This window comes from Alloscardovia venturai, from assembly GCF_042676605.1.
GTDB lineage: Bacteria > Actinomycetota > Actinomycetes > Actinomycetales > Bifidobacteriaceae > Alloscardovia > Alloscardovia venturai.
Genome location: NZ_JBHTHQ010000021.1, coordinates 123,006 through 144,581 on the forward strand (window position 1 = coordinate 123,006; position 21,576 = coordinate 144,581).

Annotated in this window: 17 protein-coding genes; 14 read left to right on the forward strand and 3 right to left on the reverse strand. The window is 46.3% G+C overall.

From position 1 onward, the window contains the following. Positions 1 to 115 precede the first annotated feature (115 nt). Positions 116 to 2,590: a phosphoketolase gene (locus ACFQY8_RS03910; RefSeq protein ID WP_377938596.1), complete on the reverse strand. Its 2,475-nt coding sequence runs from the start codon at positions 2,588 to 2,590 to the stop codon at positions 116 to 118. A gap of 431 nt (positions 2,591 to 3,021) precedes the next feature. On the opposite strand from ACFQY8_RS03910, the gene guaA reads away from it, so the two are divergent. From guaA to ACFQY8_RS03965, 11 genes are all read left to right on the forward strand, one after another. Next, positions 3,022 to 4,584, forward strand: coding sequence for a glutamine-hydrolyzing GMP synthase (gene guaA / locus ACFQY8_RS03915; RefSeq protein ID WP_377938597.1), 1,563 nt, complete (start codon positions 3,022 to 3,024; stop codon positions 4,582 to 4,584). Positions 4,585 to 4,752: 168 nt separating this feature from the next. After that, positions 4,753 to 6,111, forward strand: a complete 1,359-nt coding sequence (brnQ, locus tag ACFQY8_RS03920) for a branched-chain amino acid transport system II carrier protein (protein WP_377938598.1) — start codon at positions 4,753 to 4,755, stop codon at positions 6,109 to 6,111. Continuing rightward, positions 6,111 to 6,767: a uracil-DNA glycosylase family protein gene (locus tag ACFQY8_RS03925; RefSeq protein WP_377938599.1), complete on the forward strand. Its 657-nt coding sequence runs from the start codon at positions 6,111 to 6,113 to the stop codon at positions 6,765 to 6,767. Before brnQ ends, ACFQY8_RS03925 begins: the two co-directional genes overlap by 1 nt. Before the next feature lie 48 nt (positions 6,768 to 6,815). After that, complete coding sequence (locus ACFQY8_RS03930; RefSeq protein ID WP_377938600.1) at positions 6,816 to 7,448, forward strand: sugar O-acetyltransferase; 633 nt, start codon at positions 6,816 to 6,818, stop codon at positions 7,446 to 7,448. A gap of 128 nt (positions 7,449 to 7,576) precedes the next feature. Next, positions 7,577 to 8,419 carry an aldo/keto reductase gene (locus ACFQY8_RS03935; protein ID WP_377938601.1) on the forward strand — a complete coding sequence of 281 codons (843 nt, stop codon included), beginning with the start codon at positions 7,577 to 7,579 and terminating at the stop codon, positions 8,417 to 8,419. Between the two features lie 64 nt (positions 8,420 to 8,483). Beyond that, the gene (locus ACFQY8_RS03940; RefSeq protein WP_377938602.1) at positions 8,484 to 8,891 is read left to right on the forward strand and encodes an iron chaperone; all 408 of its coding nucleotides are present in this window, start codon (positions 8,484 to 8,486) and stop codon (positions 8,889 to 8,891) included. Continuing rightward, the gene (locus tag ACFQY8_RS03945) at positions 8,888 to 9,613 is read left to right on the forward strand and encodes an ATP-binding cassette domain-containing protein (protein WP_377938603.1); all 726 of its coding nucleotides are present in this window, start codon (positions 8,888 to 8,890) and stop codon (positions 9,611 to 9,613) included. Before ACFQY8_RS03940 ends, ACFQY8_RS03945 begins: the two co-directional genes overlap by 4 nt. Then, the gene (locus tag ACFQY8_RS03950; RefSeq protein WP_377938604.1) at positions 9,614 to 11,140 is read left to right on the forward strand and encodes an ABC transporter permease/substrate-binding protein; all 1,527 of its coding nucleotides are present in this window, start codon (positions 9,614 to 9,616) and stop codon (positions 11,138 to 11,140) included. Then, positions 11,141 to 11,428: a putative quinol monooxygenase gene (locus ACFQY8_RS03955; protein ID WP_377938605.1), complete on the forward strand. Its 288-nt coding sequence runs from the start codon at positions 11,141 to 11,143 to the stop codon at positions 11,426 to 11,428. A gap of 268 nt (positions 11,429 to 11,696) precedes the next feature. Then, the gene (locus ACFQY8_RS03960; protein WP_377938606.1) at positions 11,697 to 12,116 is read left to right on the forward strand and encodes a hypothetical protein; all 420 of its coding nucleotides are present in this window, start codon (positions 11,697 to 11,699) and stop codon (positions 12,114 to 12,116) included. 8 nt (positions 12,117 to 12,124) lie between these two features. Then, complete coding sequence (locus ACFQY8_RS03965; RefSeq protein WP_377938607.1) at positions 12,125 to 14,608, forward strand: HAD-IC family P-type ATPase; 2,484 nt, start codon at positions 12,125 to 12,127, stop codon at positions 14,606 to 14,608. 52 nt (positions 14,609 to 14,660) lie between these two features. On the opposite strand, the gene ACFQY8_RS03970 is transcribed toward ACFQY8_RS03965, so the two are convergent. Both ACFQY8_RS03970 and ACFQY8_RS03975 read right to left on the reverse strand, forming a co-directional pair. Then, positions 14,661 to 15,425 carry a Bax inhibitor-1/YccA family protein gene (locus ACFQY8_RS03970; RefSeq protein WP_377938608.1) on the reverse strand — a complete coding sequence of 255 codons (765 nt, stop codon included), beginning with the start codon at positions 15,423 to 15,425 and terminating at the stop codon, positions 14,661 to 14,663. 48 nt (positions 15,426 to 15,473) lie between these two features. Beyond that, positions 15,474 to 16,220, reverse strand: coding sequence for a GTP pyrophosphokinase (locus tag ACFQY8_RS03975; protein ID WP_377938609.1), 747 nt, complete (start codon positions 16,218 to 16,220; stop codon positions 15,474 to 15,476). An 80-nt stretch (positions 16,221 to 16,300) separates the two neighbouring features. Between ACFQY8_RS03975 and miaB the strand changes: the two genes are divergently transcribed. The 3 genes from miaB (at position 16,301) to ACFQY8_RS03990 (ending at position 21,550) form a co-directional block, all read left to right on the forward strand. Continuing rightward, positions 16,301 to 17,683, forward strand: a complete 1,383-nt coding sequence (miaB, locus tag ACFQY8_RS03980; RefSeq protein ID WP_377938610.1) for a tRNA (N6-isopentenyl adenosine(37)-C2)-methylthiotransferase MiaB — start codon at positions 16,301 to 16,303, stop codon at positions 17,681 to 17,683. Beyond that, positions 17,667 to 18,707 (forward strand): tRNA (adenosine(37)-N6)-dimethylallyltransferase MiaA, encoded by a 1,041-nt coding sequence (miaA, locus tag ACFQY8_RS03985; RefSeq protein WP_377938611.1) that lies wholly within the window; start codon positions 17,667 to 17,669, stop codon positions 18,705 to 18,707. The genes miaB and miaA overlap by 17 nt, the downstream gene beginning before the upstream one ends. 62 nt (positions 18,708 to 18,769) lie before the next feature. Beyond that, on the forward strand, positions 18,770 to 21,550 hold the full coding sequence (locus tag ACFQY8_RS03990) for an FtsK/SpoIIIE family DNA translocase (protein ID WP_377938612.1): 2,781 nt from the start codon (positions 18,770 to 18,772) through the stop codon (positions 21,548 to 21,550). Positions 21,551 to 21,576 lie beyond the last annotated feature (26 nt).

Consider the following 21,576-nt stretch of genomic DNA (forward strand, 5'->3'; position numbering starts at 1 on the left):
AGAGAGAAACTCGACGGGGGATTAATGGCTCGTTCAGGATTTTGGAAAAAGAAGAGGTCTCACCCGTAATGGATGAGACCTCGCTGAGACTTAAGCAGTTAACTGGTAAGGAACCTTACTCGTTGTCACCTGCTGTTGCAGCGGTTGCAGAAATTGCACCCTTCTTTTCGGTGTTAACGCCGGAGTATACCCAATCGGTATAATCTGGGTGATCGTAGCCGTTGTCAACTGCGAACTGGAATGCTTCGGTGCGGAATGCTTCGAGTTTCTCAATTTCAGCTGCGAACTTATCTGCATCAACAGCACGGAGTGCTTCCGCAGTGAGCTCGTAACGGTCGATGTTGTTAACACGAACCATGTCGAATGGGGTAGTGGTGGAACCCTGCTCTTCATAACCATGAATGTTGAAGTTGTCGTGGTTTGGACGGTTCCAGATGAGGGAACGTACCTCACGAGCATATGCATGGTAAGCCATGAGAACTGGCTTGTCAGCAGTGAAGAGCTCAGTGAACTCTTCATCGGAGAGTGCTTCGTCATTCTCAGAAGCATTCTGAATAGAGAGCAAATCAACGACGTTCACGAACTTGAACTTGATGCCATAAGCAGCGAGCTTATCAGCAGCAGCCAAGAGTTCCTGAGTTGGAACATCACCGATAGAAGCGAGAACGATATCAACATCGTCGCCTTCAGCGTTAGATGCCCACTTCCACTCTGCAGCACCCTTTTCGAGTTCTGCGCGCGCTTCATCAAGAGTCAACCATGTAGCAGCTGGCTGCTTACCAGCAACGATTGCATTGATCTTGTTGGTGGACTTGTATGCCTTCTCAGCTACTGCAAGAAGCATGTTGGAGTCTACTGGGAAGTAGATGCCTACAACATGATCGTTGTTGAAGTTCTTGTTGAGGAGGATATCGATTACACCTGGATCCTGGTGGCTGAAGCCGTTGTGATCCTGACGCCATACGTGAGAAGAAACAAGCAAGTTCATGGAGGAGATTGGCTTGCGCCATGGAATCTCACGAACAGTTGCTTCGAGCCACTTAGCGTGCTGGTTGAGCATGGAGTCGATGACGTGTACGAAGGACTCATAAGAGCTCCAAATACCGTGACGACCAGTCAAGAGGTAAGCTTCCAAGAAGCCTTCCATCTGATGCTCAGAAAGCTGCTCAGTTACCTGACCAGTAACAGCCATGTTCTCATCGACGAGGGAGGAGAGATAGCCGTTGTCCCACTGCTTCTTGGTAACTTCGTATGCAGCCTGGAGACGGTTAGATGCAGTCTCATCAGGTCCGAAGATGCGGAAGCTGTCTGGGTTGAGCTTGATAATATCGCGAGTATATTCACCAAGCTTACGAGTAGCCTCGAGCTGACCCCAACCGTGACCATATTCCTTAACTTCCTTTACCTCGTAATCGTCAAGGTTAGGGAGCTTGAGGTCTTCGCGGATGCGACCACCGTTAGCGTTAGGATTTTCGCCGATACGCAATTCGCCTTCAGGCATAAATGCGGTTACCTCTGGACGTACTGCGCCATTCTCGTCGAAGAGCTCTTCTGGCTTGTAGGACTCGAGCCAGTTCTTGAGAACTTCGAAGTGCTCTTCAGTATCACGAGCAGATGCAAGTGGTACCTGGTGAGCGCGCCAAGAGCCTTCAGTCTTCTTGCCGTCGATGAACTTAGGGCAAGTCCAACCCTTTGGAGTGCGGAAGATAATCATTGGGTAGAATGGACGATCAACATCGTTGGTCTGAGCAGTTGCCTTGATATCGCAAATCTCATCGAAGACAGTCTCGAAGAGATCAGCGAAACGACGGTGGATGCTCATAGCGTCTTCATCATCGAAACCAGCAACGAATTCGTATGGTTCGTAACCCATACCGTGGAAGAACTCGTGAAGCTCTTCATCAGAAATACGGGAGAGGATGGTTGGGTTTGCAATCTTGTAACCGTTCAAGTGCAAGATTGGAAGAACGATACCATCAGTACGTGGGTTTACGAGCTTGTTGGACTGCCAACCTGTAGCCAAAGGACCTGTTTCTGCTTCGCCATCGCCGACGATAGCTGGTACGAAAAGGCTTGGGTTGTTCATGACAGCGCCATAAGCGTGGGAGAGAGCATAACCAAGCTCGCCACCCTCGTGGATGGAACCTGGAGTCTCTGGTGCGAAGTGAGAAGGAATACCACCTGGGTAAGAGAACTGGCGGAAGAACTTCTGCAAGCCAGCTTCATCCTTAGTGATTTCTGGGAAATACTCAGTGTAGGTACCATCGAGGTAAGACTGAGCTGTACCAGCTGGTCCACCGTGACCAGGACCCATGATGATTACGGTATTCTGACCGTGATCAGCGATGAGACGGTTGATATGACCGATGAGGAAGTTAAGGCCAGGAGTAGTGCCCCAATGACCTACAAGACGATGCTTTACATCCTCACGAGTGAAAGGTTCCTTCATCAATGGGTTGCTACGAAGGTAAATCTGACCGATTGAAAGATAGTTAGCAGCACGCCAGTACTTGTCTACGCCTTCAAGAGCCTCCTCGGAAACTGGAGCATTAAGCTTCTTCCATGGAGTACCAATTACAGGACTTGTCATGTGTCCTTGCCTCCTACAATATAGGTGCATTATTTTACTTACTGAGTTCGGCATACACCGCCCTCATACGCCTATAATTTTATGGGAGGGCTATGACGAAAACAAGAGTGTTTGTTTAGTCAAGTTATGAATTGAACGTAAATGTTTTATTTTAATGGTGGTAATGTTCGTATATGTTACATTACTTAACGCGTTTTTCTTAAAAGAAGTAGTTTAATTCGAGTAATTTCAGTATCTACAAGAGATTACTGATTTTGTGAATTACACAAGAAAATGTTACAATTTCAGGAGAAAAAATTAGCGTTTGAGCGTGTCGTGATGTGTGTTGAAACAGAACTTAGACAAGAAATGAGTACAAATTTGTTTGTCGATAACATTTCGCATAATAGAGTATCTCTTTATAAGGTATTACCGTAAAATCTGGAGGCATAATGGCCAACGGTCCAGTGCTTGTTGTCGACTTCGGTGCGCAATATGCACAATTGATTGCACGTCGTGTGCGTGAAGCTCATGTTTACTCTGAAATTGTTCCTAACTCTATTACTGCCGCAGAGATGATGGAGAAAGATCCGCAAGCAATTATCCTTTCAGGTGGGCCTGCATCGGTGTATGTTGACGGCGCACCGATGCTTGATCCAGATATCTTCAACCTTGGCATACCAATGTTGGGTATTTGTTATGGTTTCCAAGTCATGTCCTACCAGCTGGGAGGTGTGGTTGATAAAGCTGCACTCGGCGAATACGGTAAGACTGAGGCGCTCATTGATAATGCTGATAGCATTTTGGCTGGTTCTCCTGAAACTCAAATCACATGGATGAGTCACGGTGTGGCGGTGCAGAAGGCGCCTGAGGGCTTTGAAGTACTTGCTCATACAGAAGGCGCTCCTGTAGCAGCTATGGCAAACGAAGAGCGTGGTCTCTTTGGTGTACAGTGGCATCCAGAAGTAAAGCACACTCCGCTTGGTCAGGATATCATTGAGAACTTCCTCCATAAGGAAGCAAAGCTTCCAAACTCTTGGGATTCTCATTCCATTATCGATGAGCAGGTAGCAAAGATTCGTAAACAGGTGGGCGATGCACAGGTAATCTGCGGGCTTTCCGGCGGCGTGGACTCTGCAGTAGCAGCAGCTCTCGTGCATAAAGCAATTGGCGACCAACTCACGTGCGTATTTGTAGACCACGGTCTATTACGTAAAGGCGAAGTCGAGCAAGTTAAGCATGACTTCGTAGAGGCTACGGGTATCAAGCTCGTGACTGTAGATGCCTCTGACGATTTCTTAACTGCGCTTGAGGGTGTTTCTGAGCCTGAACGTAAGCGCAAAATTATCGGCGAGAAGTTCATTCGCACATTTGAGAAGGCCACGCGACAGATTGTTGCTGATGCAGCAAATGCGGGTAGCGAGATTAAGTTCCTTGTACAAGGCACCCTCTACCCGGATGTCGTAGAATCTGGCGGTGGTGATGGTGCTGCAAATATTAAGTCTCACCACAACGTTGGCGGACTGCCTGACGATTTGAAGTTTGATCTCATCGAGCCATTGCGTACTTTATTTAAGGACGAAGTGCGCGCAGTCGGCACCGAGCTTGGTCTGCCAGAAGAGATGGTGTGGCGCCAGCCATTCCCAGGTCCAGGTCTTGCAATTCGCATCGTAGGCGAAATTACTCGTGAGCGTTTAGCGGCTCTTCGAGAAGCTGATGCGATTGCGCGTGAAGAACTCTCCAAAGCAGGTCTTGATCGCGATATCTGGCAGTGCCCAGTAGTGCTCCTCGCTGATGTCCACTCTGTGGGTGTTCAGGGTGATGAACGTACGTATGGTTCTCCAATTGTTCTGCGCCCGGTATCTTCTGAGGATGCAATGACTGCTGACTGGTCTCGTGTGCCTTACGATGTACTTGCGCAAATTTCTACGCGTATCACTAATGAGTGTCGTGAGATTAATCGTGTGGTCTTGGATGTTACTTCCAAGCCGCCGGCGACTATTGAGTGGGAGTAAGTTGGTCCGATACTCTATAAACGATAACGGCGTAGTAGGTCGACAAGTATGCGTACATACGCGGAAAGAAGTTGAGGCTAGTAATTATCTAGCCTCAACTTGTATATTCATATTGCAGACTTTAATTGTCATTATCTTCATCTTTATATGTGATTTTAGGTAAGTGCATTGATAAAAAAGTTAAATTTCAAGCAGACCATCACTGTCGCCTCTATGCTTTTCGGTCTGTTCTTTGGAGCGGGGAACCTTATTTTTCCAGTGTCTATGGGACAGAATGCGGGGTCGCAAAGTTGGGCTGCGGCTATAGGGTTTTGCGTTACTGGAGTGGGACTACCGCTCCTTGGCATTGCAGCACTTGCAATCTCTCGAAGCTCTGGTCTTTTCGATTTGAGCAGTTTAGTATCAAAGGGCTACGCGTATTTCTTTACGGTAGCACTCTATCTGACGATTGGCCCGCTTTTCGCGATACCGCGTACAGCCACTGTGTCATTTCAAGTGGGAGTAGCGCCACTCCTACCGGGTGAAAATCAGCAGGTTGCATTGGGGATTTTCTCCATACTTTTCTTTGCTGTTGTATTGTTCTTTAGTCTCAAGCCTCATGGGATTTTGGATTGGATTGGCAAAATTCTGAACCCAATCTTTCTTACATTTCTTGCAATTCTTGTCATTGTGGCGTTGATACATCCGATGGGAGATATGTCTGTGGTTAAGCCGTCTTCTGAGTACGCGGCGCATACATTTTTTGCTGGTTTTCTTGAGGGGTATAACACTATGGATGTGCTTGCATCCTTAGCATTTGGCGTCATCTTGGTAGATGTAGTGAGAGGTCTTGGGGTCAAAGAGCCTCAAGACACTGCGTTGAGTGCTATTAAATCGGGGCTATATTCGTCTGCCATGATGGTGGGTATTTATGTTGTGCTCACTATCATTGGCTCACAATCTGTCGACGTGATTGGTGTAAGCTCTGATGGTGGAACGGCACTATTTAAGATAGCTCAGCACTATTTTGGCACATTTGGTGGCGTGCTTCTTGGCATCATTATTACCGTTGCATGCGCGAAAACGGCAATTGGATTGATTACATCTTTGAGTACAACATTTACTAGTCTGTTCCCGCGGGTAATGACATACAATCGCTGGGCTATCCTGTTTACGATAATCTCTGCTAGCATTGCAAATGCTGGGCTTAACGCTATTATTACAGTCTCTGTGCCGGCCTTGTCGTTCCTCTACCCGTTAGCAATCGCTCTCATTATCCTTGCGTTGTGTGGAAAACTCTTCCACTATCGTACCTCTGTTTTTGTGTGGGGCATAGGATTGACGACTGCATCTGCAACACTAACATTGCTTGTATCTATTGTAGGACTCTTTAAAGCTCAAGTGCCTGCTGTCTATAACGCAGTAAGCGCACTCAATAGGCTACAACCACTGTCTCAATACGGTATGGGGTGGATTGTGCCACTCATCGTGGGAGTAATCATTGGCGCAAGCCTTAGAACGAAATCTTCTCAGAAAAAGGAGAAGTAATGCTTTCACAAGATATGCTCCGCGAACGTGTGTCTGCGTACACCGATCAGGTATGGCATCATCCGGATCATCAGGACACGCCACGAGTTCAGGTTATCGTTGACGAAATGATGGCGCATGACATGAATCGTGACTTTACGAGCCAAGGAATTAAACCACTGCTGTCCATACATCCACAAGCACGCATCGTACTTATAGGTCAAGCGCCGGGTCATTTCGCTCAAGATACGTTGACGCCGTGGAATGATCCGAGCGGAGACAGACTTCGCGAGTGGTTGGGTGTCGATATGGAAACTTTTTATACCTCTGACCGTATTGCCATTATGAATATGGATGCCTATTTCCCTGGAGTTGGAAAGTCAGGAGACTTACCTCCTCGCAAAGAGTTCGCACAGTTATGGCATCCTCGTTTACTTGAGTGTATGCCAAAGGCTGAACTCTTTGTAACGATTGGGGGATATTCGACAAAACGATATCTCAATCTGAAATCCTCTGAGCGCCTTACTGATGTTGTGCGTAATTTCGCACAGTACGGTCCACGATATTTTCCACTTGTACACCCCTCGGGGCGGAATAATATTTGGCAGGCAAAAAATCCGTGGTTTGAGCGCGAAGTAATTCCGCAACTTCAGCAGCGAGTGCGACAATTAATCTAGTAATTAGCGCACAATATAGCACAGTTTGGGATGTATAGGAGATAAGCAATGACAAAGACTCGTGAAACAGAAAATCAAGAGGAACGTATGCACGCGGCTCTGCCATATATCGCAGATCGAGATGGTCTTCCTGAGCAGCGCATCGAGTGTAAGAAAAAAATTTATAAACTGAATAATCTCCATCCGGATGATATGAATCAGGTCAATCGGCTTCTTCAAGAGATTTTCGGGACAGCGGACGACACCACGTGGGTGGAAGCGCCGTTCCATTGCGATTATGGAACGAATATTCACGTAGGAAAGAATTTCTTTGCGAACTATAATGCCACTATTTTGGACGTGGGCGATGTCACTATCGGCGATAATGTGATGTTTGCACCAAATGTTTCTATCTATACAGCAGGTCACCCTGTCCACCCAGATTCCCGAAATTCAGGATACGAGTACGGTATCCCCGTAACAATTGGGGACAACGTATGGATAGGTGGTAATGTCGTCATACTTCCAGGAGTGACGATTGGTTCCAACGTCGTTATCGGCGGTGGTTCAGTAGTAACGCACGACATTCCTGATTGGACTATTGCAGCTGGTAATCCGGCGCGAGTGGTTCGAAACATCACAGAAGAAGACCGTGACTATTATTTCAAAAAACGCAAATTTGATGTAGAAGATTATAAGTAAATCAAATTATTGTGCCTTCGCTCACATATCATATAGCGCTTTCCTTTTTGCTATGAACGATAAAAGGAGGAGCATTTTTCTTTTTCCGAGTAGTGTGGGTAAAAAATAAAACGGGTAAAGGACTTTTTATGGATTATGTAACTCTCAATAACGGCGTAAAGATGCCTAAGCTTGGCTTCGGCGTGTATCAGACTCCGCCAGAAGATACTGAACGTGCAGTACGTGAAGCTCTTGAGGTAGGTTATCGGCACATTGATACTGCGCAGTTGTATCGCAATGAAGAGGGTGTCGGATCTGCAGTTGCGCAATCTTCTCTCGACCGTTCTGAGCTTTTCATCACATCTAAAGTATGGTTTTACAACGAAGGGTATGAAGCTGCGAAGGCATCTATTGACGAATCTTTGAAGAAGTTGAAAACTGAGTATCTTGATTTAATGCTCATTCATCAGCCATTTGGTGACTATTATTCCACGTATCGTGCTTTACAGGAGGCGCGTGAAGCAGGAAAAATTCGTGCAATTGGTGTATCGAATTTCTCAGCGAATCGCATGATTGATTTAGCTCATTTCACTGGCATTGTCCCAGCCGTTAACCAGGTAGAAACGCATGTCTTTTTCCAACAGCAGGAAAACCATGAATATATGAAGAAACTGGGTGTGCAGCATGAGTCGTGGGGGCCCTTTGCTGAAGGAGAAAATAATTTCTTCACGAATGAAACGCTCACAAAGATTGGTGAAAAGTATGGTAAAACCGCGGCACAAGTAGGTCTCCGCTACTTGCTCCAATGTGATATCGTTGTCATTCCGAAGACTGTCCATAAGGAGCGAATGGAACAGAACATCGATGTCTTTGATTTTGAACTTACACAGGGAGACATGGATTCTATCGCGACGTTAGACACGGGTAAGTCGTTATTCATGGACCATTTTGCAGCAGAAACTGCTGAACGTTTCATTGACTTTGCTCTCTAACTTTTCAAAAAAATTTCACAGTGAAGCATATATGAGGATTACTCGATGAAAGAGATGACTTGCGATGACTATAGATGAATACTTCTTAGCGATTGATGACGATAATCATCGCAAGCAGCTTGTCGTACTCTGGCGTGCTGTGCTTTCTGCACTTAATGTAGAGAAGGTTGATTCTCTTTCACTGCGTTTCGCTTGGGGTATGCCAAGTGTATACTATGGCTCTACTCCGGTCGTACATATGGCTGCAATGAAGAAACACATCGGAATCTATCCGGGATCGCAGGCGATCGAAGAATTTTCTCACCGTCTATCCCAATACAAGACGACAAAAGGTGCGATTCAGATACCGTATGGAGTAGATGACACTGATATTCTAGTAAAACGAGTGACTGATATAGCTCTGTGGCTGTGGGCGAAGAACAATCGTAGTGAAGTGCATACTGTGCGACGAGGCAAAGGGAAGAGTGAATGATTGAGTTTAGAAACGTTGTCAAAGATTTTGGGGATCACCGAGTTCTCAATTCTGCAAACTTTACTATCCGTGACGGCGAGTTCTTTGTACTCGTCGGACCTTCTGGCTCTGGCAAGACAACTATGCTGAAGATGATTAATGCACTTGAGACGGCAACGCAGGGAGATGTTCTCGTCAATGGGAAACGTGTCACTGACTATAATCTTCGCGATCTACGATTCGATGTTGGCTACGTCCTTCAGGCTGGCTCATTATTTCCTAATCTTACGGTTGCAGAAAATATCGCAGTTATCGCAAAGATGAAAAAGTGGAGACCAGAGCGTATCAAGCAGCAGACGGAGATTCTGCTCGATAAAGTCGGTCTTTCACCGCAAGAATTTATGAATCGTATGCCGCAGGATCTCTCTGGTGGACAGGCACAGCGAATTGGCATCCTGAGAGCGTTGATAACTCGACCAGATATCATCTTGATGGATGAACCGTTTTCTGCACTTGACCCTATGAGTCGCGTGCAATTGCAGGAGTTGGTCGTAGATTTGCATAAAGAGTTTAAGACGACAGTCGTTTTTGTAACGCACGATATGACAGAAGCAGTAAAGATTGCTGACCGCGTATGTATCGTCCACGATGGCAATATTGAACAAATCGGTACACCGCATGACGTTACCCACCATGCAGCAACTGATTTTGTCGCAAAACTTTTTGATGGGCAGGGTATATAGATGGCTGCTTTTATCTCTACATTTCTCGATCGCCAAACTGATTGGTGGATAGCTCTTGGGCAGCATATTCAGATTTCACTTCTTGCCCTGATCGTATCTATTGCTATTGCTGTCCCTCTCGCGTTTCTTCTGCAACGCTGGCGGAAAGTATCAGATGTTGTTGTACAGATAACGGCCATTTTCCAAACAATTCCGTCCCTCGCATTACTTGGCCTTTTCATTCCTATTATGGGTATCGGGACTGTTCCAGCTGTTGTAGCGCTCATCATCTATGCGATTTTTCCTATCCTGCAAAATACTTTGACAGGACTTCGTCAAGTCGATCCGCAACTTGAAGAGGCTGCTGAGGCCTTTGGCATGAGTGAGTGGGAAAAGCTCAAGACATATCGTGTCGCTATCGCAATGCCCGTTATCATGGCAGGAGTTCGCCTTGCAGCAGTGATGATTATCGGTACTGCAACTCTTGCTGCTCTTATCGGAGCGGGAGGACTAGGATCATTTATCTTGCTGGGAATTGATCGCAATAATATGCCGCTTATCCTCATTGGCGCATTGACGTCTGCAACGCTAGCAATAGTTGCTCATTACGGTATTGGGTGGATGAGTAAGCTGAGTATGAAGAAGACTCTTGCTACTTTCACTGCGCTTTGTATAGCGCTCGGCATATCGTATGCGACTCCAAGTATGGTCAGTGCTGTGAACTCGCATAAGACAACACATATTGTCGTTGCGGGGAAGCTTGGCTCTGAACCAGAAATTCTTATGAATATGTATAAAGAGCTTATAGAGAAGAATAGCGATATAACCGTTGAAGTAAAGCCAAATTTCGGTAAGACCAGTTTTGTCTATAATGCGTTGAAGTCAGGGAAAATTGATATCTATCCAGAATTTACGGGGACAATTACTTCATCACTTTTAAAGAATCCGCCGCATGTAAGTAACGATCCACAGCAAGTGTACGTTACCGCTCGAGATGGTATAAAGAAGCAGGATAATTTGGTTCTTCTCAAACCTATGAAATATCAGAATACATATGCTCTTGCTGTAAAATCAGGGTATGCTCGTGAGCATGGTCTTACGACTATCTCTGACTTGGGTAAAGTACAAGGCGAAGCAAAAGCAGGGTTTTCTCTCGAATTTAATGATCGAGCTGATGGTGGTAGAGGTCTTAAAATCATTTATGGATTGCGTCTCAACGTCGCCACGATGGAGCCGTCATTACGCTATCAAGCACTAGAAAATGGCGACGTGCAAATTATCGACGCGTATTCTACAGATAGTCAGATTTCCCAGTATCACCTTACAGTGCTTAAAGACGATAAGATGCTTTTCCCACCTTACCAAGGTGCACCATTGATGAGAGCACAAACACTCAAGGAACATCCTGAATTGGAGAAGATTCTCAATAAGCTTTCAGGGAAAATTACTGAGAAGCAGATGTCCTCGATGAACTATGAAGTCAATGTTCAAGGCAAGTCTGCGAGCACAGTAGCGCACGAATTTTTGAAGAAAGAAAGGATACTATAGATGACCCTTACCATCAATATCCGATACACAGGTAAAGACGGTGCCGCACAAGATTTTGCACGCGAAATGACAGAGTGCGGAATTGTGCAGACAATTCGTAAACGTCAAGGAAACCTTCGCTACGAGTATTATCAGCCGCTTGACGATCCTGACACCATCCTGCTTATCGATCAGTGGACGAGCCAAGCAGAACTCGATGCTCATCATAAATCTCCTGAAATGCCTAAAATCGCAGAGCTACGCGACAAATATCATTTGCATATGAAAGTGGAACGCTTCATCTCGTAGATTGCGTTTCATAGAATAGACTCTTATGAAACGTGAGCACAGACACCAACACTTGCGATTGCGTGTGAACGCAGTCGCTGTAATTGTATGTGGAGTTCTTTTAAGCCTGGCAGCATGTGACCCTCCACGAAATAGTGCGATAGGCCATAGCTATACGCTCAGTGAAGCGAGCCAGTACGTGTCACGAGACGATGATGGAGACGTTAAAAACGTCATTGTAGACGTTATTGCATCTTTTCATCCCCACTCGTCCTCTTGCTCGTCTTTCATGAGAAAAGTTGCAAACGATATCGAAAAAACCGGTATCGTCGCACGTTACCGAAGTGCTACGTCAATCGATGAGCAGATTTCATTAGCACAATCTGCTATCGCCGCATATCCGCGAATTATCGTTCTTCCCAAAGATACTCTTACGGAAAGTACAGTAAAAAAGTGGATGCCAGTTCTCATATCGGCACGCTCGCATGGAGTCGCAATTGTCATAGCACAAAGCATCTCTCATGGCGCGGCAGACGCAGCTCATGCAACTCATCAGACAAGTGTTCCTGTAAGTGAAAAATATTATGCCGCTCTATGGAATTTTGAGAGGTCAACTGCGACTAAGGATACATATTCGTTGTTCAAAGCTGCGATGACTATCGTGGAAGACAAACCTCACAACACGGTGATGACCATCGTCAAGGATTAAGGATTTCTATGGTTTCTCAGGCTTCACAGATTTCACAAGTTTCTCGTATCTCAGGTCTTTCATCAAACGAGGTTCGTGAACGCATACAACGCGGTGAAACAAATACGCTCAAGACGGAAAGTTCTCGCTCTGCAGCCGATATTATTCGTTCCAATATTTTTACGCTCTTTAATGCCATCATTCTCACAGCGATGTTGCTCGTTCTTATCACGGGAATGTGGAAGGATGCTGTCTTCGGCTTTGTCATTATCATTAATACCGTCATCGGTATCTTTACTGAGGTACGCTCAAAAATTACTCTCGACAGGTTGTCTATTCTTGTCGCCGCAAAGCATACTGTACGCCGAGACGGCGCAGATAAAGAAATCGGTCATGATGACATTGTGCTTGACGATGTGTTATGGATTAAGTCAGGTGATCAGGTCCCAGCCGATGGGCAGGTGATTGAAGATTACGGACTTGAACTTGATGAATCAATGCTTACCGGCGAGTCACGGACTGTAAAAAAAGATATCGGCGATAGTGTTTATTCAGGTTCTACAGCCGTTTCCGGCTCTGCGCTTATCCGAGTAACGGCAGTTGGCGCTCATTCTTATGCTGCAAAACTTACGGAGGAAGCGAAGGTCTTCACAAAGACTCATTCAGATATCAACGATGATATCAATAAGATTCTTAAGTTCATGATTATCATCGTGGTTCCTCTGTGCGCTTTACTCATCTGGTCGCAGATTCGGCTTGTCGGCGGGTGGACCGTGGCAATTTCTACCGGTGCATGGCGAGATGCTATCGTTCAGGCTGTGGCAGGGATAGTAGGTCTTATTCCTGAGGGGCTGGTCTTGCTCACATCCTTGAATTTTGCACTCGCAGCGTATCGACTTGCTCAGAAGAATACTCTTATCCAGGAGTTGGAAGCTGTAGAGACTCTTGCACGAGTGGATGCGCTTAATCTCGATAAGACAGGAACACTGACAGACGGGGGTATAGCTCTTGATGATGTCGTTGTCTTACCACATGCTGATATCGGCGAAGAAGATATCAAACGTGCTTTGTACGCAGTAACTCATGAGGAAGTCTTAAATCCAACCGCTCAAGCCGTGCAAAAAGGACTAGCAAAGGAGTATGAACAATCCTTTGCACAGATGTCACTTAAAAGTCGTGTGCCGTTCTCGTCAGCACGCAAATGGAGCAGCATAGTTCTTGCTGATGGACAGCAATGGTTCTTTGGTGCGCCAGAAATTATTACCGCAGCTTTGTCTGTTAACTCGAGCGCGGTGATGACTCGTGTCCAAGAGATTGCGGATAGCGGGGCGCGCGTCCTTGTGCTCGCTTATGCTGCGACATCCCATGAAACAGATAGAGATGTAGACGAATCAGACATATTAGAGATTATCAATCCTAACGCGCGTGTTCAGGCTCTTGTGGTGTGTTCAGAGTCAGTGCGTCCTGATGCTCAGCAGACTCTTGCATGGTTTAGACAGCAGGGAGTACGCCCGCGCGTCATCTCTGGTGACAATCCTCGAACAGTCGCCGCTATCGCGCATAAGGTCAAACTTACAGGGGAGAGTATGCCTCGCTCTATAGATGCGCGAGATCTTCCTGATACCGTGCAGGAGGTTGCAACTGTTCTTGAAGATGTTGATGTAGTGGGGCGCGTGCTTCCTCATCAAAAGAAACTTATTGTTCAGGCGCTTCATTCGCAAGGACATACGGTGGCTATGACGGGCGACGGCGTCAATGATGCGTTGGCTTTGAAGGAAGCAGATCTCGGCATCGCTATGGGCAATGCTGCTTCTGCAACGAAAGCAGTAGCTCAGGTCGTTCTTGTCGATTCTCTCTTCTCCCACTTACCGGATGTCGTGGCTCGCGGCCGTCAAGTAATGGCGAATATGGAACGAGTAGCGAGCCTATTCCTCGTGAAGACGACATATTCTACGGTCATATCCTTGGGAGTTGTACTTCTCGGATTAAATTTCCCCTACCTGCCGCGACATATGACTTACATCGGTTGGTTTACGATTGGAACGCCCGCATTCTTCCTTGCATTAGCGCCAAATACGCGGCGATATCTTCCGGGCTTTCTCCAACGTGTCTTACGCATTGCTATCCCCGCTGGTTTAGCGACTGGAGTAAGTGTCCTTGCATCCACCTTCTTCGTTCCGCGCATTATGGGATGGACAGATCTTGCAGAGCATATGGTCCAGCTTCGTACAGTCAATGTAGCAGTTCTCTTCGTTTTAGGTATTGTGATGCTGGCAAGTATTTCTAGGCCTCTTAAGTCATGGAGGGGGTGGCTTGTAGCTTTCTTTACAATTGCTGGTGTCGCCGGTGCGTATATACCTTTTATCGCAAAGTTCTTCCAGCTCAATGCACCAAGTACTGTTCAAGATTTACTACTCACTGGTGGAGTTTCACTCGTAGCAGTGAGTATCTGGGTGTGCATTCGTTGGATAGCACGCAGAAGTAGAAGATTTCTACACAAGTTAGATAGATAAGAGAATCCTCGACTGTAGACAGCCGAGGATTCTCTTAAATTAACTTCTGAAGTTAATCGTGATTGATGATACTGAGTAAATCAATAAACATATTGATGAAATCAAGATATAGGTCTAATGCGCAGTAAATAGATGCACGCTTAACCATTTCAAGATTATCTCCGAAGGAGCTCAATATAACGCGTGTCTGACGAGTGTCATACACGGTAAAACCAGCAAAGATAATGAGTGAAATTCCAGACAAAACCATGGTATTGAGGCTGATACCTGCGATAAGCATGATGACCTCGGCGACGATGAGGACGATTAACGCTACGCCTAGAATTGGTCCGAGTTTGAGGACATCCATTTTGGTTGTCAAGGAGAACATGGTCAGCGCAAAGAAGAATGCGGCACTAAATGCTAGAGCGATAACGATGCTTCCATACGAATAGACGGCGAAAATAGTACTAAGTGTGAACCCCATCAATGCTGCATAAGCGTAGAAAACAGTACGTGCAACTGCTGTGCTCATCTTCATTACACGAGCAGAGAGGAATATAACCAGTGCTATCTGAGCGATGATAAGACCCCAGAATCCAAACACGCCGGTCGCTGCGAGGAACTTATAGTACAAATCAAATGCATACGATGCCCAAGCTACGACCGCAGTGATAATGATACCGACAGTCATTTCTAAGTAGGTGCGAGTGACAGCAGAGCGCTGTGCTTTCTCTATATCTACGTGGGTTACGCCTATAGTAAAGTTAGCTGACGCATCCGCTGTGGAGCTGACTTGGTCAGTGGATGTATATGGTGTGGAAGTGAAGTCAGTCATAATTCTCCTTCGTTATTTTTCCATCTATCTATGAAGTCTACCTGATTTTTACTCATAGAGTGAATCTTTGTGCGGAGCGGACACTAAATCGCGATGAACTTGCTGGAGTTGCAAATCAATCTCATAGAGTTCTTTAGCAGCATTATGTAAGGTCGCTGCATGCATAGCAATGCGTTGAGGATCATTGTTGCTCTTATAGCGTAAACGATGCTCTAAGCTTGCCCAGTAATCCATAGATATGGTGCGGAACTGCACTTCGACAGGTATATCTTTCGCGCCAGTGGTGAGAAAGACGGGTACAGAGTAAATCACATGTAAACTGCGATATCCAGATCCTTTCGGATGCTTAATATAGTCTTTAACTTCTAGAATTGCGATATCACTTTGACGACTGAGCTGACTTGCGATAGCGTACACATCGTCGACATAATTACACATCACGCGTATACCTGCGACGTCAAACACGTTGTTTTCAATGCTTTCGATGGATAGGGGCAGGTCATGCTTAGCGAGTTTCCCTGCTATAGAAGTGATAGACTTCATGCGTCTTTCCATATGATGAATCGGATTATGAGAGTAACGAGTTTGATATTCATCATCGAGGATTTCAAGCTTTGTGCTAATTTCCTGCATGGCTCCGCGATATGCCTGCATAAGAGCCTCAAAATCGAGACCAAATTTCAGAATCTCTTCTTCATTTTCTGGTGTATCGAGCTCAGGGATAGAATCTGCAATTCCAACTAACGCCTGAGTAATATCTGCCATAGAGATAGGGTTTTGACGGTCGAGTATCATAAAACACCTCTTTACTATCGACCTTCAGTATAAAACACGGAGAGGAAAGTTTTAAGGTGCGCTCGCTAATATCTAAGGTTATGAACAACGCACCAGTATATTACATACACACTCTTGGATGCCAGATGAACGCGCACGATTCCGAGCGAATTGCTGGTGTGCTGGAAAAAGATGGATATCGCAAAGCTTCACAGGAACAGGTTAAAGATAATGATGTCGACCTCATCGTGCTCAATACATGTGCAGTCCGTGAAAATGCTACGACACGAATGTATGGCACGCTTGGTCGTTTCGCACAACTCAAACGTGCTAAGCCACATATACAAATTGCCGTTGGTGGATGCATGGCGCAAAAAGACCGTGCGCGCATTACTGAACAAGCCCCGTGGGTAGATGCTGTCTTTGGTACGAAAAACATCGGCTCGCTGCCAGAGCTACTTCACAAAGCGTCACGTACTCACCACTCTCAAGTAGAAGTGGCTACACAGCTCACACAATTTCCTAGTGAGTTGTCCACTGTGCGCGCATCCAAAGCCAGTGCATGGGTGTCAATTTCTGTAGGGTGCAATAATACATGCACATTTTGTATCGTCCCTGCTGTGCGCGGTAAAGAGCGGGACCGTAGACCCGGAGATATTCTTGCTGAGATTGAAGACTGCGTATCGCGCGGAATCAAAGAAGTAACACTACTCGGACAAAACGTGAACTCCTACGGATACTCGACAGGGGACAGGTATGCGTTCGGGAAATTGCTTCGTGCATGTGGGCAGATAGAAGGACTAGAACGTGTACGTTTTACTTCGCCACACCCAGCAGCGTTTACTGATGATGTGATAGCTGCTATGGCACAGACGCCAAATGTTATGCCGCAATTGCACATGCCTCTGCAGTCGGGGTCAGACAGAATTTTACGCGCGATGCGTCGTAGCTATCGTACAGAAAAATTTATGAGTATTCTGCACAAGGTGCGTGAAGCAATTCCACATGCACAAATCACTACCGACATTATTGTAGGATTTCCTGGCGAGACGGAAGAAGATTTCCAGCAGACTATAGATATTGTGCGCCAAGCGTGTTTTACTTCTGCATTTATCTTCGAATATTCGCCACGACCAGGTACACCTGCAGCGACAATGGAACAGATAGATCCACGCGTATCTCATGAACGTTTAGAAAGACTGCTCACAATTCAAGAAGAGATTTCTCGTAATATTATGTCTAGTTTTGTTGGGCGTGAAGTAGAAGTGCTTGTCACCGAATTGCGAGGACACAAAGATAAACAAACTCAGCGAATTTCGGGGCGAGATCGAGGTGGAAATCTCGTTCATATCGGAATACCTGAGGGGTATGAGCAGCCAGCCATCGGCGACATTATCACGTGTACTGTCACCGAGAGTTCGGCACACTATCTCATTGCAGACCCTGACATTCGTCGTGGAGATACATATGAGTTGCAGCACTAACTATGACGATTCTCATGAGGCGTATGAGGCGACGACAGCAAACCTTAAAGTTGTCTCTATTATCGGTCCTACAGCATCAGGAAAGACCGCGCTCGCAATTAATCTTGCGCAACACCTCGAAAGTCTGACTGGGGTCTCATGTGAGATTGTGAACGCGGATGCATATCAGATGTATAGGCGGATGGATATCGGGACGGCGAAGGCAAGTGAGCAAGAGCGTGCTCAGATACGTCATCATCTCATCGATATTGTTGAGCCAAGCGATGATATGTCTGTTGCAAAGTTTCAAGAGCTAGCTCGTCGTGAGATTTACAATCTCCAATCGCGAGGAATACGACCTATTCTCGTTGGGGGGTCTGGTCTTTATGCGCGTGCAGCAATCGATGACATAAGCTTTCCGGGAACTGATGCGAGACTCCGTACACGTATAGAAGAGAAAGCTGAACGAGTAGGGCAGGATGCTCTTTTTGAGGAGTTGGCGAGTAAAGATCCAGAGGCCGCTTCCCATATGGATGCGCGTAATGTTCGTCGCACAATTCGCGCTTTAGAAGTTATCGAGCTGACTGGAAAACCATTCTCATCGACAATGCCTCGTTACTCTTATGTTATTCCCACAGTGCAGATAGGCTTAGATCTTTCGCGTGACATCTTGGATGAAAAAATCGAGAAGAGAACTACTCTCATGCGGCAAGAAGGCTTTACTCGCGAGGTTAAAGAGCTTCGCGGAAAACTGGGAAAGACAGCATCGCGAGCGCTGGGATATCCTCAGATACTGAGTTACCTTAACGGGGAAATTAGCGAAGATGAAGCATATGAGCAGATTGCACAGAAGACAAAACGGCTAGCGCGTAAACAAATGGGCTGGTTCGGACGCGACCCGCGTGTTCATTGGCTTAATGCGACCGATACCGACCTTGTTGAGCAATCCTGCGCACTCGTTCTACGTGCAGATCGGGGAGAATTTGATATTTTCGACGAGCATGCGGATGAGTATGTACAGCATCATTTAGGCAATGTGGAGTAGTGGTGTCTAGTTGTCGAAGGTGAGACGTAAGGTCTTAGTTTTTCGCTAGTCTATTAAGCGTTATGGCACGACCAACTTCATCTTCTAAAAGTCCTCGAGATGCTCAGTCTAAGCGAAGCACGACTGGCACTTCCTCGAGTCGTACAAGTAATGCCGCATCGGCAGAAAAGTATCATGCTCCTGAAGCGTGGTGGGTTAAAGCGCTCTTGTTCATTCCGCGTGCTTTTGGCACTCTTATCCGAGACGTTTTTGGCGCGGGAAGTCAAGATGATGATGCTCGGCTTGACGGATGGTGCTTTGCGCTTATTATTATGAGCGTACTTCTCATGGCGAGTGAGTGGTTCCGAGTACAAGGAGTGCTGGGGCGTTTTCTCCACATGATTGCTGGTGGAGCTTTTGGCTTGATGAGTGTGATACTGCCTATCATACTGCTCTTCGTGGCATTCCGCCTTATCAGAAATTCTAGTTTGGAGTCAGAAAACACACGAGTAGTGTCTGGTTGGGTAATTCTCGTATGGTCTATTTGTTCATTAGCAGACGTTCTTCGTGCTTCAGATATGAAGAAGTTCAACTGGGAAGTTTTGCGCAATTCAGGCGGAATATTCGGTCATGCTTTAGGGTCCCCGCTTGCTTGGGGGCTTTCTAAACCATTTGCAGTTGTGATTTTTATTTTTATCGCTATATTCGGCGTATTGATGATTTTCCAATTGCACATCGCTGAAATTCCGCGTTTGCTTGGTTTGACTCGCAAGAGCGATACTGACTCAGATTCTGATGTTTCTTCGTCTCGTGAGCTTAGCGATGATGATGAAACTTTAGCATTTGCTCCTGGCGTTCCTGCACACGATGGTACAGATGAAGACAATCAATCGCGGATACCATGGTGGAAAGCGATTTTCCAGCGTTTTACTCATAAAGAAACAGATACTCAGCTTGACGAGTATGAAGGTGACAAGGCATTTGACACGGCAGTGCGTGTCAATGATAATGCATCTCGTGAACGCCAGTCGGCAGTGCACTCGTCCCCCTCTATCTCTACTGAGCAAAGCGAGACCATCAGTCCTACACGCCCACTTTTGAGCGGTGTGGAGCAGGCGCAGGCAGGGCGCAAAGATGCATTAAATGGCTTTCTATCGAATCAGTCACGCGATGATGAAACTGTAGCAATTCCAGCTATTGTTTCTCCAGTTGTTTCTCCAGTTGTTTCTCCGACAGATGGCGAGGGGGAGGAAAGAGATGGTTCAGATGATGTTCATTCATCTCCAGTAATAGATACTTCAGACGCTGAAGTTGCAGTTTCATCCTCAAACTTTGACGATCCCAATTATCGCAAACCAAGCCTTGATTTACTGGTCAAAGGTAAGCCACACGCAGTCAGGACCGAGGCGAATGAGCGTGTTATTCAGGCGTTACGTGCCACTTTCCAAGAATTTGGCGTCGATGCTGATGTAGTAGGTTTCTTGCGAGGACCGTCAGTAACACAGTATGAAGTTGAGCTTGGTCCTGGCGTAAAAGTAGAGAAAGTAACAAATCTTCAACGTAATATTGCGTATGCGGTTGCAAGCTCAGACGTGCGTATCTTGTCTCCAATTCCAGGCAAAAGCGCTATCGGTATCGAGATTCCAAATGTTGATCGTGAAATTGTACATTTGGGTGATGTATTGCGTTCTCCAGAGGCTATAAATGACCCAAATCCTATGACAGTCGGTCTTGGCAAGGATGTGGAGGGTAACTTCGTCACAGCGAATCTTGCAGCTATGCCGCATCTACTCGTGGCTGGTGCTACTGGCTCGGGTAAATCATCCTTTATCAATTCCATGCTGACATCCATTGTGATGCGGGCAACTCCTGAACAAGTCCGTCTTATCATGGTGGATCCGAAACGTGTGGAGTTGACCGCATACGCTGGTATTCCGCATCTTTTAACGCCGATTATCACAGACCCTAAACGTGCTGCTCAAGCCTTGGAATGGGTAGTAAAGGAGATGGATGCGCGTTATGATGATCTTCAGTTCTTTGGTTTCCGACATGTGAAAGACTTTAATGAGGCAGTTCGTGCTGGAAAGGTTCATGCACCGGCTGGTTCAAATCGTAAAGTTGCCCCGTATCCTTACCTCCTCGTCGTGGTCGATGAGATGGCAGATTTGATGATGGTTGCGAAGAATGATGTGGAAAGTTCCATTCAGCGCATTACTCAGCTTGCGCGTGCAGCTGGAATTCATTTAGTTCTCGCTACTCAGCGACCGTCTGTGGATGTTGTCACTGGCTTGATTAAGTCAAATGTTCCATCACGTTTAGCATTCGCTACGTCGTCTGCTACCGATTCTCGTGTTATTTTGGATTCTGTTGGCGCAGAAGCACTCATTGGTCAAGGTGACGCGCTATTCCTCCCGATGGGCAAGCCGAAGCCTATCCGTGTACAAGGTGCTTGGGTATCTGAATCTGAAATTCGTGATGCCGTTAACTTTGTTAAGACTCAGCGTAAACCTTCATATCGTGCAGACATTGAGCAGATGGCTGCGCAGCAGGATACGAAGAAAGCTATCGATGAAGAGATTGGCGATGATATGGACGAGCTCTTACAAGCGGCTGAGCTCGTTGTGGGTGCACAGTTTGGGTCTACGTCTATGCTGCAGCGCAAGTTACGTATTGGTTTTGCAAAAGCTGGACGTCTGATGGATTTGCTGGAATCACGAGGGGTTGTGGGGCCGTCCGAAGGTTCGAAGGCGCGAGAAGTCCTCGTTCAGCCGTCGCAATTACAAGAGGTTCTTGCATTTATCAGGGGTGATAGAGCAAACATTGATGCTCCCTCTGAGGAAAATAACTTAGAAGATGCGGCATAATGTGGTTCTTTTCGTGAGCCACGTTA

Excerpts from the sequence above, each read along its gene's own strand:
- ACFQY8_RS03910 (WP_377938596.1), bottom strand. The coding sequence starts at position 2,590 with ATGACAAGTCCTGTAATTGGTACTCCATGGAAGAAGCTTAATGCTCCA.
- guaA (WP_377938597.1), top strand. The coding sequence starts at position 3,022 with ATGGCCAACGGTCCAGTGCTTGTTGTCGACTTCGGTGCGCAATATGCA.
- ACFQY8_RS03925 (WP_377938599.1), top strand. The coding sequence starts at position 6,111 with ATGCTTTCACAAGATATGCTCCGCGAACGTGTGTCTGCGTACACCGAT.
- ACFQY8_RS03930 (WP_377938600.1), top strand. The coding sequence starts at position 6,816 with ATGACAAAGACTCGTGAAACAGAAAATCAAGAGGAACGTATGCACGCG.
- ACFQY8_RS03935 (WP_377938601.1), top strand. The coding sequence starts at position 7,577 with ATGGATTATGTAACTCTCAATAACGGCGTAAAGATGCCTAAGCTTGGC.
- ACFQY8_RS03940 (WP_377938602.1), top strand. The coding sequence starts at position 8,484 with ATGACTATAGATGAATACTTCTTAGCGATTGATGACGATAATCATCGC.
- ACFQY8_RS03945 (WP_377938603.1), top strand. The coding sequence starts at position 8,888 with ATGATTGAGTTTAGAAACGTTGTCAAAGATTTTGGGGATCACCGAGTT.
- ACFQY8_RS03950 (WP_377938604.1), top strand. The coding sequence starts at position 9,614 with ATGGCTGCTTTTATCTCTACATTTCTCGATCGCCAAACTGATTGGTGG.
- ACFQY8_RS03955 (WP_377938605.1), top strand. The coding sequence starts at position 11,141 with ATGACCCTTACCATCAATATCCGATACACAGGTAAAGACGGTGCCGCA.
- ACFQY8_RS03960 (WP_377938606.1), top strand. The coding sequence starts at position 11,697 with ATGAGAAAAGTTGCAAACGATATCGAAAAAACCGGTATCGTCGCACGT.
- ACFQY8_RS03965 (WP_377938607.1), top strand. The coding sequence starts at position 12,125 with ATGGTTTCTCAGGCTTCACAGATTTCACAAGTTTCTCGTATCTCAGGT.
- ACFQY8_RS03970 (WP_377938608.1), bottom strand. The coding sequence starts at position 15,425 with ATGACTGACTTCACTTCCACACCATATACATCCACTGACCAAGTCAGC.
- ACFQY8_RS03975 (WP_377938609.1), bottom strand. The coding sequence starts at position 16,220 with ATGATACTCGACCGTCAAAACCCTATCTCTATGGCAGATATTACTCAG.
- miaB (WP_377938610.1), top strand. The coding sequence starts at position 16,301 with ATGAACAACGCACCAGTATATTACATACACACTCTTGGATGCCAGATG.
- miaA (WP_377938611.1), top strand. The coding sequence starts at position 17,667 with ATGAGTTGCAGCACTAACTATGACGATTCTCATGAGGCGTATGAGGCG.
- ACFQY8_RS03990 (WP_377938612.1), top strand. The coding sequence starts at position 18,770 with ATGGCACGACCAACTTCATCTTCTAAAAGTCCTCGAGATGCTCAGTCT.